The following is a 15,331-nucleotide window of genomic DNA, read 5'->3' as shown; positions in this document are numbered from 1 at the left end:
ACGCGTTCGGGACGAGTGTAGCGGGCACCTCGACCGCCCCAGTGGGTGATGTCACCTTAACGGGCACCGGTTCGCCGGCTCGCGGCGGCCGGGTGGTCGCCACGGGCCGGGTGCGGACTGCGGATGGGCCTCGCCCGACCACACCTACTACGCTGTTCCGAGTGAGTCTTGTGCTGCTGCCCGCTGTCGATGTCGCCAATGGAGAGGCCGTCCGCCTGGTACAGGGCGCGGCGGGTAGCGAAACCAGTTACGGTTCGCCCCGCGACGCGGCGCTCGCCTGGCAGGAGTCGGGCGCGCAATGGGTGCATCTGGTCGATCTGGACGCGGCATTCGGCCGGGGGTCCAATCGTGAACTGCTGGCCGCGGTTGTCGGCGAACTCGACGTGGCCGTGGAACTGTCCGGTGGCATCCGCGACGACGAATCGTTGAAGGCCGCCATGGCCACGGGCTGCGCCCGGGTCAACCTCGGGACTGCCGCGCTGGAAGACCCGCAGTGGTGTGCCCGGGCCATCGCGGAGTACGGCGAGCGGGTCGCGGTCGGCCTGGATGTGCAGAAGGTCGACGGTGAGTACCGGCTGCGCGGCCGCGGCTGGGTCAGCGACGGCGGTGATCTGTGGGAAGTACTCGAACGGCTCGAGCGCGACGGTTGCTCCCGTTACGTCGTCACCGATGTCACCAAGGACGGCACCCTGACCGGGCCGAACCTGGATCTGCTGAGTGAGGTGTGCATGGCCACCGATGCGCCGGTGATCGCCTCCGGCGGGGTGTCGGCACTGGCCGATCTGACCGCGATCGCCGATCTGGTACCCGAGGGTGTGGAGGGCGCGATCGTGGGCAAAGCCCTCTACGCGGGCCGGTTCACCCTTCCCGAGGCGTTGGCCGCGGTCCGTTGAGCCGCGATGATCGGGGCCTGAGGCGATGACCGGGACAGAGACCGAGCTGGCCACCCTGATGGCCACCGCCGCCGAAATCCTCGACAGCGTGAGCGAACGTTTCCTCGAGGGCCGCGGCGCACCCAGCGCGGTGGCCAAGGGATCACGGGATTTCGCGACCGAACTGGATCTCGAACTCGAACGCACTATTTCCGGTCAACTCCTCGACCGGACCGGAATCGAGGTACACGGTGAGGAATTCGGCGGGCCCGCGCTCGCCAGTGGCACCGCCTGGGTACTGGACCCCATCGACGGCACTTTCAACTATTCCAACGGACACCCGCTGACCGGCACCCTGCTGGCCCTCGTCCGCGACGGGGAACCGGTGATCGGCCTGGCCTGGTTCCCGCCGCTGGACCGGCGGTACGCGGCCGTCCTGGGGGGGCCGCTGCTGCTCGACGGCAAACCGCAGCCGCCGCTGGCTCCGGCGGTACTGGACGAGGCGATGATCGGTTTCGGCGCCTTCAACATCGAATCCACCGGCCGGGTGCCGGGACTGTTCCGGCACCGGGTCCTCGGCACGCTCAGCGCGCTGTCGTCGCGGGTTCGGATGCACGGGTCCACCGGAATCGATCTCGCCTTCACCGCGGAAGGCACCCTCGGCGGGGCCATCGTCTTCGGCCACCATCCCTGGGACAACGCCGCGGGGGCGCTCATGGTGCGTTGCGCGGGCGGGGTGGTCACCGATCTCGAGGGTGTCGACTGGACCATCGAATCCGGCTCGGTATTGGCAGCCGCGCCGGGGGTGCACGCCGAACTGCTCGATATGATCGCCGCGACCCGGGGCAGCGGATACACCGCCGTTTCCGACCGTATGGATACGGCTGCGCCGCGCGGCGAGGAGCAGGACCGATGATTCGATACTGCGATCCCTCCGTCTTCGCTACGGCCTCCGCGGACCGCATGCACTGCCTTCGCTGCGGCCTCCGTGGATTGCATGTACCGGCCTCGATAGGACGTCTATGACACTGGCTACTCGGGTGATTCCTTGTCTGGATGTCGATTCCGGGCGCGTGGTCAAGGGGATCAACTTCCAGAACCTGCGCGATGCCGGAGATCCCGTGCAACTCGCCGCGGCCTACGATGCCCAGGGCGCCGACGAACTCACCTTCCTCGATGTCACCGCCTCCAGCGGTGATCGGGGCACCATGCTCGATGTGGTGACCCGCACCGCCGAACAGATCTTCATCCCGCTCACCGTCGGCGGCGGGGTCCGCACGGTCGAGGATGTGGACCGGCTACTGCGTGCGGGGGCGGACAAGGTTTCGGTCAACACCGCCGCGATCGCGCGCCCCGAGGTGCTGCACGAGATGTCGCAGCGGTTCGGCTCCCAGTGCATCGTGCTGTCCGTCGACGCCCGAACCGTGCCGGACGGCGAGCCGGAGACCCCGTCGGGCTGGGAGGTCACCACCCATGGTGGCCGGCGCGGGACCGGTATCGACGCGGTCGAATGGGCGATCCGCGGCGCCGAACTCGGGGTGGGCGAGATCCTGCTCAACTCGATGGACGCCGACGGCACGAAGACCGGCTTCGACCTCCGGATGATCGCGGCGGTGCGCGCAGCGGTCTCGATTCCGGTGATCGCATCGGGCGGCGCCGGCTCGGTGGAACATTTCGCCCCGGCGGTACAGGCGGGTGCGGATGCCGTTCTGGCCGCCAGCGTTTTTCATTTCGGCGAGCTGACCATCGCGCAGGTCAAGGACGGTTTACGGGCGACCGGACTGGTGGTGCGCTGATGAGTCTCGATCCGGTGATCGCGGCACGACTCAAACGTAACGAGGCCGGGCTGGTAGCCGCGGTCGCCCAGGAGCGCGATTCCGGTGCGGTCTTGATGATGGCCTGGATGGACGACGAGGCGCTGGCCCGCACGCTCGCCACCCGCCGCGCGACCTACTATTCGCGCTCCCGCCGGCAGTACTGGGTGAAGGGGGAGACCTCCGGCCACACCCAGTACGTGCACGAGGTACGGCTCGACTGTGACGGCGATACGGTGCTGCTGATCGTCGACCAGGAGGGCGCGGCGTGTCATACCGGCACGCACACCTGTTTCGATACCGATGTCCTGCTGCCCGCGGACTAGTGGCGCGGTCGGCGATTCGAGTACGCGGCGGCAGTCCGGTCGACGACAGAAGCGGCCCGGTCCCGCTCGCGGCGAGAATCGAACGGATTCACGAAATACGAATAGCCTCTGTACTTCTCGCTGACCTGCTGTTGATCTCGGCGACCGTGTCGTGCTGGTCGTCGGCCGCCGCTGGATGACTCCGGAGGTACCCGCGAGCTCTGAGTTCCAGCCCGATCCTCGGGCTCCTGGCGGATTGAATCGATTGATTCGCAATCGGTTTCATGTACCGGCTCCCATGGATGGGGAGGGCCGGTCCCTTGACCGGTGACCTGCAACACACGAAACTCTAACTGCTCCAGTAGTTCTGGAGACTTGTCGGCCGACAGGGTGAGTTCTTAGTGAATCGAGGACCGGGCTATGACGACGAGTATCGCGGCCGTTTCTGCCGAAACCGAAGTGCCCGCTGCGGATTTCGACACGACCCATCTGAAAGAGAACCTGCGCTGGGGCCATTTGTTCTGGCCGGGTTCCGCGGCATTGACCGAGGAGCAGATCGACGATCGAGTAACTCGCTACCAGCGGTCGCTCGAGCGCTTCCGGGCCAGCGGCATGGAGGGCAACTATCTGCCCGATGACCTGGAAGTGGATTCGGCGTGGCATGCGCACCAGTGCGATCCGGTGGGGTACATGGAGTTCTGCACCCGCTACTTCGGCGGAATTCTCGCCCACACGGTGCAGCTGTGTATCTGCAAGTTGGTCGATCTCGACAAGAAGTGATCCCCGCTTCGGGCAACGATCAGTGACCTGTCCGGCGTAGCTCCCCTACCAGGGGAGCTACGCTCCGGACCGCTCGGATCCGACTGTCGGTGCAGCCGGTGACGACCGGCCGTTCGCTGTCCGATCCGAGCGAGATCACGCGGCTACCCGGCCGATCGGCCGGGTAGCCTGTCGGTTCTCGCGGGTCCCTGGGTCCGAAGGTGTCCCGCCGACCCGGCGGTATCCGACCCTCTTCCACGGCCGCAAAGCTTTCGAGGAGCGAGCAATGAAGTACTCGACCGAACAGGCGCAGGACGCGACGGTCACCTCCGGACGCATCACGCGAGAAGATTGGGCGGCCGAATTCTTCGACGAAGGTTTCCGCGAAACATTCTCCACCCTGGGTGTCTACGATGACACCGACAGCGAGGTCGACGCGATTGTCGCCCTGCTCGGGTTGCCCCCCGGAGCGCGAATTCTCGATGTGCCGTGCGGCTTCGGCCGCCACGCCGGCCCGCTCGGCCGGCGTGGCTATCGCGTAGTCGGTATAGACAACTCGCCGGAGCAACTCGACGACGCCCGCCGTCGATACCCCGGCTGCACCTTCGTCCTGACGGATATGCGAACGCCACCCGCCGGTCCCTACGACGCGATCCTGAATCTGTGGACCAGCTTCGGTTTCTTCGATACCCGCGAGGAAGACCTCGCGGCCCTCACGGCATGGGCTCGCGTTCTGGCCCCGGGGGGCAGACTCGTCATGGAAATCGATACTCTCGAGTGCTTCGAGCATCGTGCACGCAATGGCAGCGAATTGCTCAGTACCCAGCTCACTCGCCGTTCCGATCTCGTAGGTAACGCCCGATATGATTGGAGCGCACAGGAACTCGAACTCCACTGGACGCGTCCCGGTTGGTCCCGGCAGTGCCGGCTCCACATGTATTCCCGCCCGCAACTCGAGGCGGCATTCCACGAGGCCGGATTCGGCGATGTGGCGTTCATGGGTGACTTTCACGGCGGGCCGGTGGACCCGGAGAAGAGAACCGTCATCGTCGTAACCAAGTAACGCCGGGCTGGTTCCCGGCGGTGCCAGGGGTCGACCGGCGGGTAGGTGGCACAGCGGCCTGAAAACGGCGACCTGTTGCGTTACGACGGAACGGTCAGCGGCCCGGTTTCGACGCGATCGGTTGCCCGGATCGGCCGAGTGTGGCGGCCAGATGGTCGATGAGCGTCTCCCCGAGATCGGCCAGGGCCGCGGTCTGCTCGGCATCCAACGCGTCGAAGACCAGGCGGCGAACCACGTCCATATAGCCGGGTGCCGCCTCCACGACTTTCTGATGGCCCTCGTCGGTGAGCAGGGCCAGCACACCGCGACGGCCGGTAGTGGCCGTGCGGGTCGCCCATCCCATGCGCTCCAGTTTCGACACGACATGCGAAAGCCTGGATAGCGATGAATTAGCTCTATGGGCGAGTTCGCTCATCTGCAGCCGGCGGTCCGGCGCTTCCGACAGCAGGGTGAGCACCCAGAACTCGAAATGAGTGACACCGGATTCTCGCTGCAGATCTGTGTCCAGGGCGCCCGGCAGGCGATTCAGCAGCGCGACCACCGCGCGCCAGGCGCGTCCTTCGACTGGGTTCAGCCAATCCGTCACTAGTCCGCCTTCTCTCCACCCCGGCGACGATTGCGGCACGCTCGCTCGGCTATGAAGAGTTTGCCACGACTTCGCTCGGTCGTGCGGCATCTCGGAAACGAAGGTGAGTTCACTCACAAGGCCGGGCGGAGTGGCCGGGCGGATCAGGCTCCGGCGCGCTCGCGCAGGAAGACCAGCGCATTGTCCGCGTGCACATTCGCGCGCAGTTCACTGCTGATCACAGTGAGAATGTGGCGGTCGGGGGCGATCACGAAGGTATGTCGTTTCACGGGCATGAGCTTGCCCAGCAGACCGCGTTTCACGCCGTACTGCTCGGCGACCGCGCCGTCGATATCGGAGAGCAGCGGGTATTCCAGCCGCTGTGATCCCGCGAACCCGGCCTGCACGTCCACCGCATCGGCGCTGATTCCCGCGCAACCGGCGCCGAGCGCGGAGAATTCGGCGGTGAGGTCGCGGAAATGACATGCCTCGGCCGTGCACACCGGCGTATTCGCGGCCGGATAGAAGAACAGGACGAGTGGCCCGTCGGCTACCAGGGAATCGAGGGACCGCAGAGTTCCGGTCTGATCCGGGAGTTCGAACGTGGGGGCGAGCTGGCCGATCTTCATACCCGGACAGTACCGGCGGCGGCGAGTTGCGCGGGGTGCGTCGCGACGGCGGGGGACGGAGCTGGAATGATGGTGCGAATGCACGGCGCGCCTACTCCCGCGACTACCTCCCGCGAACAGTTCCTCGAACTCGCCGCCGAACACCGGGTCGTCCCCGTGACCCGGAAGGTGCTGGCGGATTCGGAGACACCGCTGTCGGCCTACCGCAAACTGGCCGGTGACCGCGCGGGCACCTTCTTGTTCGAATCGGCGGAGAACGGCCGATCGTGGTCGCGCTGGTCGTTCATCGGCGCGGGCAGTCCGTCCGCGCTCACCGCGGTGGACGGCGCCGCCACCTGGCTCGGCGCCACCCCGGCGGGCGCTCCTTCGGGCGGCGACCCGCTGGACGCGCTGCACGAGACCCTGGAGTTGCTGCGCACCGAACGGCTGCCCGGACTGCCGCCGCTCACCGGTGGCATGGTCGGTTACCTCGGCTACGACGCGGTGCGCCGGATGGAACGCCTGCCCGAACAGGCGCTCGACGATCTGCGGCTGCCGGAGATGGTGCTGCTGCTGGCCACCGACCTGGCCGCGTTCGACCATCACGAAGGCGCGATCACCCTGATCGCCAACGCGGTGAACTGGAACGGCACCTCTGAGAATGTTGACGCGGCCTATGACGACGCCGTGGCCCGGCTGGACCGGATGACCGCCGCGCTGGCCGCGCCCGCGCCCTCCACCGTCTCGGTGTTCGATCAGCCCGAACCGCAGTTCCGGCGGGCCCGCACCCCCGATGAGTTCGGGGCCGGAGTGCGTCGCCTGGTTTCGGAGATCGAGGCCGGTGAGGCGTTCCAGGTGGTGCTCTCGCAGCGGTTCGAGATGGACTACGCCGGTTCGCCCATCGACCTCTACCGCATGTTGCGCGCGTCCAACCCGAGCCCCTATATGTTCCTGCTGCACATCCCCGACGGGCAGGGCGATACCGCGTTCTCCATCGTCGGGTCCAGCCCGGAGTCGCTGGTCGCGGTGCAGGACGGGGTCGCGACCACCCATCCGATCGCGGGTACCCGGTGGCGCGGAGCGACCGAGGCGGACGATCTACTGCTCGAGAAGGGCCTGCTGGCCGACGAGAAGGAGAACGCCGAACATCTGATGCTGGTCGACCTCGGCCGCAACGACCTGGGCCGGGTGTGTGTACCGGGTACGGTGCGTGTCACCGAATACCGGCACGTCGAGCGGTACAGCCATGTGATGCACCTGGTCTCCACGGTCACCGGGCGGCTCGCCCCGGGCAAGATCGCGCTCGACGCGGTCCGCGCCTGTTTCCCGGCAGGCACGCTCTCCGGGGCGCCCAAGGTCCGGGCCATGCAGTTGATCGAGGAACTCGAACCCACCCGGCGCGGCGTCTACGGCGGGGTGGTCGGCTATCTCGATTTCGCCGGTGACGCCGATACCGCGATCGCGATTCGCACCGCCTTGCTGAAGGACGGGATCGCCTATGTGCAGGCGGGTGCCGGAGTGGTCGCCGATTCCGAAGCGGAATACGAGGACACCGAATCCCGCAACAAGGCGATGGCGGTGCTACGCGCGGTCGCCGCTGCCGAAACAGTACGCGCCCTCGACGAGGGAGCTGATCCCCCGGACCGGGAAGCCGCTGCCTCCCTCCCCGGCGGCAGCGCATGACGGCCGCCGGGGACCCTGCTTCCGGTCCGGTGGATGCGGCCGGCTCCGGCGGTGGCGAGCCCCCCGGCTCTTCGGCCGGTGTCCCGAAGCCGGGTCCGGCCGACTGGGGTGACGACGAACTACCACCCGGTGAGACCGCCGTGCCCGCCCGGGGCGCCCGATATCCGCTGACCGCGATCGCGTTGCTCGCCGTCGCCGCGGCGGCGCTGTGGGGATCCTCGCGACTGACCTGGGTGACCGTTGATTCGGCGGACGGCCTCACCGAACCTCGCACCGACGAGTTGAACGGTGGGGTCTGGTTCGGTGCGCTGACGCCGCTGGCGCTGGTACTGCTCGCCGCGATCGCCGCTGTCCTGGCCACCCGGGGCTGGGTCCGCCGGTTGGTGGGAGTCCTGGTCGCCTTGATCGCCGCGGTGACCGCGGTGCCGGCGCTGGCGTTGCTCACCGGGTCCGGCGCGACCAGCGAGCGGGCGGCGGCATTGGCCGAACTGCCCGGCCGGGCCGAGGTGCAGGAACTGGTGACGGCACCCGGCCCCGCGGTACTCGCGCTGGTCGGGGCGCTGGCGGCGTTCGGGGCCGGGCTGTCGCTGGCTCGCATGCCGGCCGCTGCGAAACAGCTCTCCGGGAAGTACGACGCCCCGGCCACACGCAAGGCCGCCGCGACCCGGGCGGTTCAGGAGGGGACAGCGGGCGGCCCGCTTCCGGAACGGGTGCTGTGGGACGCCCTCGACGCCGGCGCCGACCCGACCGACTCCGCGGACCCGGACCTCGACTCGGCGTCCGGCCACGCGCGGGACACGCCGAAACGGTCCACTACCCGATCCGGCACATCCGGAAACATCGAAAGTGGGCGTGTGCAGGCCGGGAACCCGCCCGATACGGCGGGGAAGGCCGGTTCGAAGGGATCCGGCGACGCCCCCTAGCAGGTCGGCCGGGGCAGGGTGACCCGCCCCCGGCGTCACGGCGCGGCGCCCTTCCATTTACTCTTGTTCAGCATCGGTGAGACATCGCCTGGGGGAATCCTTCAGGCAATAACTCGCGTCTCCCCAGAAAGGATTCGAGCCAGATGACGGTACTCGACTCGATTCTCGACGGGGTCCGCTCGGATGTAGCCGCTCGGGAAGCGGTGCTGGACTTCCCGGCGGTGAAAGCAGCGGCCGCCGCCGCCACGCCGCCGCTCGATGCGAAGGCAGCGCTTCTCGAAGACGGTATCGGCGTGATCGCCGAGGTCAAGCGGGCCAGCCCTTCCAAGGGGGCTCTCGCCGAGATCATCGATCCGGCCAGCCTCGCCAAGTCCTACGAAGACGGTGGCGCGCGTGTGATCAGCGTGCTCACCGAAGGTCGTCGCTTCCACGGATCGCTGGACGATCTCGACGCGGTTCGCGCCACGGTGAACATTCCCGTGCTGCGCAAGGATTTCGTCGTCGGTCCCTACCAGATCCACGAGGCCCGAGCCCACGGCGCCGACGTGATCCTGCTGATCGTCGCGGCGCTGGAACAGGACACACTGGCCTCGCTCATCGATCGCACCGAATCGCTCGGGATGACCGCGCTGGTCGAAGTGCATACCGAGGAGGAGGCCGATCGGGCACTCACCGCGGGTGCCACTGTTATCGGCGTCAACGCCCGTAACCTCAAAACACTCGAGGTCGACCGGGACTGCTTCTCCCGGATCGCACCGGGTCTGCCCACCGAGGTGATCCGGATTGCCGAGTCCGGTGTCCGCGGTACCGCCGATCTGCTCGCCTACGCCGGTGCCGGCGCGGACGCGGTACTGGTCGGCGAAGGGTTGGTCACCAGTGGCGACCCGCGTGCGGCAGTTTCCGAATTGGTCACCGCGGGCACGCACCCGTCCTGCCCCAAGCCGGCCCGGCGGGGTCGATGATGGCCGGAGGCGGACCGTCCTCCACCAGTGTCCCGCTGCCCCCCGCCAGCCGCGGGGTCGCGCAGCGCAGTGACCACGAACCCGACCAGGGTGGTCATTTCGGCGTCTACGGCGGTCGGCATGTGCCCGAGGCGCTGATGGCGGTGATCGAGGAGGTCACCGCCGAATACGACAAGGCGCGGCTGGATCCGGACTTCCTCGGCGAACTGGACCGGTTGCAGCGTGACTACACCGGTCGTCCCTCGCCGGTCTTCGAATGCGCGAATCTGGCCGAGCACGCCGGTGGGGCGCGGATCCTGCTCAAACGCGAGGATCTGAACCACACCGGCTCGCACAAGATCAACAACGTACTGGGCCAGGCGCTGCTCGCCAAGCGGATGGGCAAGACCCGCATCATCGCCGAAACGGGCGCGGGCCAGCACGGTGTCGCCACCGCCACCGCGTGCGCGCTGCTCGGGCTCGACTGCATCGTCTACATGGGCGCGGTCGATACCGCGCGGCAGGCGCTGAACGTGGCCCGGATGCGGCTGCTCGGTGCCGAGGTCATCTCGGTGACACTGGGGTCGCAGACCCTCAAGGACGCGATCAACGAGGCACTGCGCGACTGGGTGACCAACGCCGACGACACCTACTACTGTTTCGGCACCGCCGCCGGGCCCCACCCCTTCCCGGTGATGGTCCGCGATTTCCAGCGGGTCGTCGGACTGGAGGCCCGCGCCCAGGTGCAGACTCTCACCGGGCGGCTGCCCGACGCGGTCACCGCCTGCGTGGGCGGCGGTTCCAACGCGATCGGTATCTTCCACGCCTTCATCGACGACCCCGGCGTCCGGTTGATCGGCTACGAGGCGGCCGGCGACGGGGTGGAGACCGGCCGGCACGCAGCCACCTTCGCCGGCGGATCGCCGGGCGCTTTCCAAGGTGCCTACTCGTACCTCCTGCAGGACGAAGACGGCCAGACCATCGATTCGCATTCCATCTCCGCCGGTCTCGACTATCCGGGTGTCGGTCCCGAACACGCCTTCCTCCGGGATACCGGCCGCGCCCAGTATCTGCCGGTGACCGATTCCGCCGCGATGGACGCCCTGCTGCTGCTGAGCCGCGCCGAGGGCATCATTCCGGCCATCGAATCGGCGCACGCTGTCGCGGGCGCGATGGAACTGGGCCGCGAACTCGGCGAGGGCACGATCATCCTGGTGAACCTGTCCGGGCGCGGCGACAAGGACATGGACACCGCCGCCCGCTGGTTCGGGCTCTTCGACGATGCGGACACCGGCAAGGAGAACGGTCAGTGAGCTCCGAATCCCGCCTGGGTGCCACCTTCGCCGCCTGCCGAGCCGAGAACCGGGCCGCGCTCATCGGGTATCTGCCCGCAGGCTACCCGGACCTCGAGGGTTCGCGCCGGATCGTGCGCGCCATGGTCGAATCCGGCTGCGATATCGTCGAGGTCGGGGTCGCCTACTCCGATCCGGTGATGGACGGGCCCACCATCCAGTCCGCGGCCGAACAGGCGTTGCGCGGCGGGGTCCGGGTGCGCGATGTGTTCTCGGTGGTCGAAGCCGTCACCGAGGCGGGCGCACAGGCGGTGGTCATGAGCTACTGGAACCCGGTGCTCAAATACGGTGTCGACCGTTTCGCCCGGGACCTGGCCGGCGTGGGCGGTGCCGGAATCATCACCCCGAACCTCATCCCGGAGGAAGCCGGCGACTGGTTCGCCGCCTCGGACGCCCATTCACTCGACCGGATCTTCCTGGTGGCCCCTTCCTCGACCGAGGAACGTCTGGCGTCGACACTCGAGGCGAGTTCCGGTTTCGTCTACGCGGCGTCCACGATGGGTGTCACCGGAGCCCGGGACGCTGTCTCGACCATGGCGCCCGCCCTGTGCACCCGGATCCGCGAGCACAGCGATATTGCGATCGGGGTCGGCCTGGGCGTGCGTTCCGGCGTTCAGGCCGCCGAGATCGCAGCTTATGCCGACGGCGTGATAGTCGGTTCGGCGCTGGTTTCCGCGGCGGCCGTCGGTCTGGACGCGGTGCGCGCGCTGACCGGTGAGCTGGCGGGCGGAGTCCGCGCCGCGGCCGTCGCATCCTGATCCGGATGGGGTCGATGACACACGGGCGGAGCCCGTACTTGCTCCGATGATCCGCTCGGCTACGGTTGCCCCGTGACCGTTATCGCCGCACCGGAGACCGTCGCGACCGCCGGAACCCCCGGCGGCGCTTTCCCGCGCACCGCCGATCTGCTGGCCTATCTGCCCAGCCCCCCTCAGGGCGTCTGGGATATCGGGCCGTTCCCGCTGCGGGCGTACGCGATCTGCATCATCATCGGCATCATCGTCGCCATCTGGTGGGGCGAGAAACGCTGGCAGGCTCGCGGAGGTGAAGCCGGCACCGTCTTGGACGTCGCGGTTTTCGCCGTCCCGTTCGGACTCATCGGCGGGCGCCTCTACCACGTCGCCACCGACTGGCAGAAGTACTTCGGTGCCGACGGCAACCCGGTGGACGCACTGAAGATCTATCAGGGTGGTCTCGGGATCTGGGGCGCGGTCTTCTTCGGCGCCATCGGCGCCTGGATCGCCTGCCGCATCTACAAGGTTCCGCTGCCCGCACTCGGTGACGCGATCGCTCCGGCGATTCTGCTGGCCCAGGCCATCGGGCGGCTCGGCAACTACTTCAACCAGGAACTCTACGGTCGCGAGACCGATCTGCCGTGGGGCCTGGAAATCTATCTCCGATTCGACGATGCCGGTCGTCTCGACATGATGAACGGTGTGTCCTCCGGCGAGGTGCATGCGGTCGTGCACCCGACGTTCCTCTACGAACTGATCTGGAACGTCCTGGTCGTGATCGCACTGGTGCTGATCGACCGCCGCTTCCGGATCGGCCACGGCCGGCTGTTCGCCCTGTACGTGGCCGGATACTGCTTCGGTCGTTTCTTCGTCGAACTGATGCGTGACGATGAGGCCACCCAGATCGCGGGGATCCGGATCAATTCGTTCACCTCCGGTCTGGTGTTCCTGGCGGCCGTCGCCTATGTCCTGTTCGCGACGAAGGGCCGGGAGACCCCCGAGCAGTTGAGCCCCGACGCGGGCCCACGCCCGTGGCCCTGGCAGCTGGGTGCGTTGCGTGCGGCCGGTGTGGGTGCGGTTGTGGTGTCCCCGGCATCCGAGGATGCCGCCGCTGCGGCGACCGAGGACGACGAATCCGGTAGCGCCGAAAAGTCTGCCGAGCCCGTGGCGGAGAAGGTTTCCGATGAGCCCGAGGCTGCCGGATCGGAGCCCTCGGACACCGTCGCGGACCCTGCTGCGCCGCAGGGGAAAACCGATTCCGCTAGCGGGTCGAGCACCGAGGACGCGCCGGGTACCGAGCCCGATTCATCCGATGATTCCGCGGTGGAAAAGGACGGCGCGTCCGCCGAATCCGCTGCTCCGCGAGGTAAATAGGACTCCGTTCGGCGGTCGGTGCGGGTGTCTGGCAGCATCGTGGCGGAGGGGAGGCGACATCCGGTTGTCCTCCACTGCCCGGGGGCATCGACCGAGGAGGAATCATGACCGATCCGTACCAGCAGGGTGGGCCGCAGTACGGCCCACCCGGAACCGGCCCGGATCTGAGCAAATCGCCGGGCGCGCCGGGCTACCCGTCGCAGCCGCAACAGCAGCCGTACCAGTCCGAGCCGTACCAGTCCCAGCCGTATCCGTCGCAGCCGCAGCAGTACCCGCCGCCGGGTGCGCAGTACGGGGCCCCGTACGGGCAGCCGCAGGCCGGCTACGGCGCGCCGATGGGGCCGGGCGGGTACAACCCGATGGATCCCGAAGCTCCCTACGGCCGCGATATGAACGGCGTGCCGTACTCGGACAAGCAGAAGCTGACCGCGGGTCTCCTGCAGATCTTCCTCGGCGCGTTCGGTGCCGGCCGGTTCTACATCGGCGATACGGGTATCGCTGTGGCGCAGATCGCGGTCACCTGGCTCACCTGTGGTTTCGGCGGTATCTGGCCGCTCATCGACGGCATCATGATGCTCACCGGGAGCGTGCAGGATCCGCAGGGCCGGCCCCTGCGCGAGAACTGACCGCCACGCGTTGCGACAGGCCCTCGGGTTGCTCCGGGGGCCTTTTCGCTGCTGTGTGCACCCGGCACTCGTGCCGCCACCCGGGACGGGAGAACCCGGCCGGGTGCGGGAGGACGCTCCCGCGCGCAGCCGGAAGTTCATCGGGGTGTAACAAGGTGATCAACCAGGTGAACCACCATGATTCGGGCAGAAGTCCACTCCCGAGTCCCGGAGACCTCCGGCCGCGGGCCGGGCGGAACGGGACAACCCGGCAGGATTAGGCTCGACACGTGATGCGACGGACGAAGATTGTGTGCACCCTCGGCCCGGCCACTGCCACCGAGGAACGTATTCGAGAGCTCGTCGAGAGCGGTATGGATGTCGCCCGGCTCAATTTCAGCCACGGCGAGCACTCCGACCATGCCGAGAACTACAAGAAGGTGCGGCAGGCCTGCGACGATCTCAGCCGTGCCGTCGGCATACTCGCCGATCTTCAGGGCCCCAAGATCCGGTTGGGCCGCTTCGCCGAGGAACGGACCGTCTGGGCGACCGGTGAGACCGTCCGTATCACTGTCGACGAGATCGTCGGCAGCCACGACCGGGTCTCCACCACCTACAAACAACTCGCCGCCGACGCCAAATCCGGCGACCGGCTGCTGGTCGACGACGGCAAGGTCGGACTGGAAGTCATCCGCGTCGAGGGCAACGATGTGGTCTGCGAGGTCACCGAGGGTGGCCCGGTCAGCAACAACAAGGGTGTTTCGCTGCCGGGCATGGACGTCTCGGTACCCGCGCTGTCCACGAAGGACATCGAAGACCTGGAATTCGCCCTCGAGCTGGGCGTGGATTTCATCGCGCTGTCGTTCGTGCGGTCGCCGTCGGATATCGAACTCGTCCACGATGTGATGGACCGGGTCGGCCGCCGGGTGCCGGTGATCGGCAAACTGGAGAAGCCGGAGGCCATCGACAATCTCGAGGCCGTGGTCCTGGCTTTCGACGCGGTGATGGTGGCCCGCGGCGATCTCGGTGTGGAACTGCCGCTCGAGCAGGTGCCGATCGTGCAGAAACGGGCGATCCAGATGGCCCGGGAGAATGCGAAACCGGTTATCGTGGCCACCCAGATGCTCGAATCGATGATCGAGAATTCCCGCCCGACCCGTGCCGAGGCCTCGGATGTGGCCAACGCGGTACTCGACGGCGCCGATGCGGTGATGCTGTCGGGGGAGACCTCGGTCGGCAAGTATCCGATCGAAACCGTACGCACCATGGCCCGCATCGTGAACGCGGTGGAGGCCGAGTCGACCAATGTTCCCCCGCTGACCCACACTCCGCGTACCAAGCGCGGTGTCATCTCCTACGCGGCGCGCGATATCGGGGAGCGCCTCAATGCGAAGGCGCTGGTCGCGTTCACCCAGTCGGGTGACACGGTGCGCCGCCTGGCGCGACTGCACACGCCGCTGCCGCTGCTGGCGTTCACCCCTCTTCCTGAAGTGCGCAGCCAGTTGGCGCTCACCTGGGGTACCGAAACGTTCATCGTGCCCACCGTGGACAGCACCGACGCCATGATCCAGCAGGTCGATCAAGCACTGCTGAGTATGAATCGGTATCGCAAAGGCGATCTCGTGGTCATCGTGGCGGGCTCCCCGCCCGGTACGGTCGGTTCCACCAACCTGATCCATGTGCACCGTATCGGCGAGGAGGACCACTGATGATCGAGGACCGCGGAGTCACTC

The 15,331-nt window shown here is 67.6% G+C and carries 15 protein-coding genes and 1 pseudogene; 14 read left to right on the top strand and 2 right to left on the bottom strand.

The window, feature by feature from the left end:
- Positions 1-161: 161 nt before the first annotated feature.
- From priA to OG405_RS17215, 6 genes are all read left to right on the top strand, one after another.
- Positions 162-893 (top strand): bifunctional 1-(5-phosphoribosyl)-5-((5-phosphoribosylamino)methylideneamino)imidazole-4-carboxamide isomerase/phosphoribosylanthranilate isomerase PriA, encoded by a 732-nt coding sequence (priA, locus tag OG405_RS17240; RefSeq protein WP_327147508.1) that lies wholly within the window; start codon positions 162-164, stop codon positions 891-893.
- A 25-nt stretch (positions 894-918) separates the two neighbouring features.
- Complete coding sequence (locus tag OG405_RS17235; protein ID WP_327147507.1) at positions 919-1,788, top strand: inositol monophosphatase family protein; 870 nt, start codon at positions 919-921, stop codon at positions 1,786-1,788.
- Positions 1,789-1,894: 106 nt separating this feature from the next.
- The gene (gene hisF, locus OG405_RS17230; protein ID WP_327147506.1) at positions 1,895-2,668 is read left to right on the top strand and encodes an imidazole glycerol phosphate synthase subunit HisF; all 774 of its coding nucleotides are present in this window, start codon (positions 1,895-1,897) and stop codon (positions 2,666-2,668) included.
- Complete coding sequence (gene hisI / locus OG405_RS17225) at positions 2,668-3,012, top strand: phosphoribosyl-AMP cyclohydrolase (RefSeq protein ID WP_327147505.1); 345 nt, start codon at positions 2,668-2,670, stop codon at positions 3,010-3,012. Before hisF ends, hisI begins: the two co-directional genes overlap by 1 nt.
- Before the next feature lie 399 nt (positions 3,013-3,411).
- Positions 3,412-3,771, top strand: a complete 360-nt coding sequence (locus OG405_RS17220; RefSeq protein ID WP_327147504.1) for a hypothetical protein — start codon at positions 3,412-3,414, stop codon at positions 3,769-3,771.
- A 265-nt stretch (positions 3,772-4,036) separates the two neighbouring features.
- The gene (locus OG405_RS17215) at positions 4,037-4,813 is read left to right on the top strand and encodes a class I SAM-dependent methyltransferase (protein WP_327147503.1); all 777 of its coding nucleotides are present in this window, start codon (positions 4,037-4,039) and stop codon (positions 4,811-4,813) included.
- 94 nt (positions 4,814-4,907) lie between these two features.
- Here OG405_RS17215 and OG405_RS17210 read toward each other — a convergent pair whose 3' ends face one another.
- The gene (locus tag OG405_RS17210; RefSeq protein WP_327147502.1) at positions 4,908-5,399 is read right to left on the bottom strand and encodes a MarR family winged helix-turn-helix transcriptional regulator; all 492 of its coding nucleotides are present in this window, start codon (positions 5,397-5,399) and stop codon (positions 4,908-4,910) included.
- 143 nt (positions 5,400-5,542) lie between these two features.
- Positions 5,543-6,007 (bottom strand): peroxiredoxin, encoded by a 465-nt coding sequence (locus OG405_RS17205; protein WP_327147501.1) that lies wholly within the window; start codon positions 6,005-6,007, stop codon positions 5,543-5,545.
- Positions 6,008-6,073: 66 nt separating this feature from the next.
- Here OG405_RS17205 and OG405_RS17200 point away from each other — a divergent pair, with 66 nt between their 5' ends.
- The 8 genes and pseudogenes from OG405_RS17200 (at position 6,074) to pyk (ending at position 15,307) form a co-directional block, all read left to right on the top strand.
- Complete coding sequence (locus OG405_RS17200; protein ID WP_442790573.1) at positions 6,074-7,669, top strand: anthranilate synthase component I; 1,596 nt, start codon at positions 6,074-6,076, stop codon at positions 7,667-7,669.
- A pseudogene (locus OG405_RS17195) lies at positions 7,666-8,472 on the top strand (TIGR02234 family membrane protein); the annotation flags it as partial. The gene OG405_RS17200 and the pseudogene OG405_RS17195, both read left to right, overlap by 4 nt.
- Before the next feature lie 263 nt (positions 8,473-8,735).
- Complete coding sequence (gene trpC / locus OG405_RS17190) at positions 8,736-9,554, top strand: indole-3-glycerol phosphate synthase TrpC (protein ID WP_327147499.1); 819 nt, start codon at positions 8,736-8,738, stop codon at positions 9,552-9,554.
- A complete protein-coding gene (gene trpB, locus OG405_RS17185; RefSeq protein ID WP_327147498.1) occupies positions 9,551-10,846 on the top strand; it encodes a tryptophan synthase subunit beta in 1,296 nt (431 codons plus the stop codon). Before trpC ends, trpB begins: the two co-directional genes overlap by 4 nt.
- Positions 10,843-11,643, top strand: coding sequence for a tryptophan synthase subunit alpha (trpA, locus tag OG405_RS17180; protein WP_327147497.1), 801 nt, complete (start codon positions 10,843-10,845; stop codon positions 11,641-11,643). The genes trpB and trpA overlap by 4 nt, the downstream gene beginning before the upstream one ends.
- 147 nt (positions 11,644-11,790) lie before the next feature.
- On the top strand, positions 11,791-12,993 hold the full coding sequence (gene lgt / locus OG405_RS17175; RefSeq protein WP_327152368.1) for a prolipoprotein diacylglyceryl transferase: 1,203 nt from the start codon (positions 11,791-11,793) through the stop codon (positions 12,991-12,993).
- 104 nt (positions 12,994-13,097) lie between these two features.
- The gene (locus OG405_RS17170) at positions 13,098-13,619 is read left to right on the top strand and encodes a TM2 domain-containing protein (protein ID WP_327147496.1); all 522 of its coding nucleotides are present in this window, start codon (positions 13,098-13,100) and stop codon (positions 13,617-13,619) included.
- Between the two features lie 269 nt (positions 13,620-13,888).
- On the top strand, positions 13,889-15,307 hold the full coding sequence (gene pyk, locus OG405_RS17165; protein ID WP_327147495.1) for a pyruvate kinase: 1,419 nt from the start codon (positions 13,889-13,891) through the stop codon (positions 15,305-15,307).
- Positions 15,308-15,331 lie beyond the last annotated feature (24 nt).

Origin of the sequence: Nocardia sp. NBC_01329, from assembly GCF_035956715.1 — a bacterium.
GTDB lineage: Bacteria > Actinomycetota > Actinomycetes > Mycobacteriales > Mycobacteriaceae > Nocardia.
The sequence above is the reverse complement of the archived record's forward strand: the minus strand, read 5'-3'. Positions and strand labels throughout refer to the sequence as shown.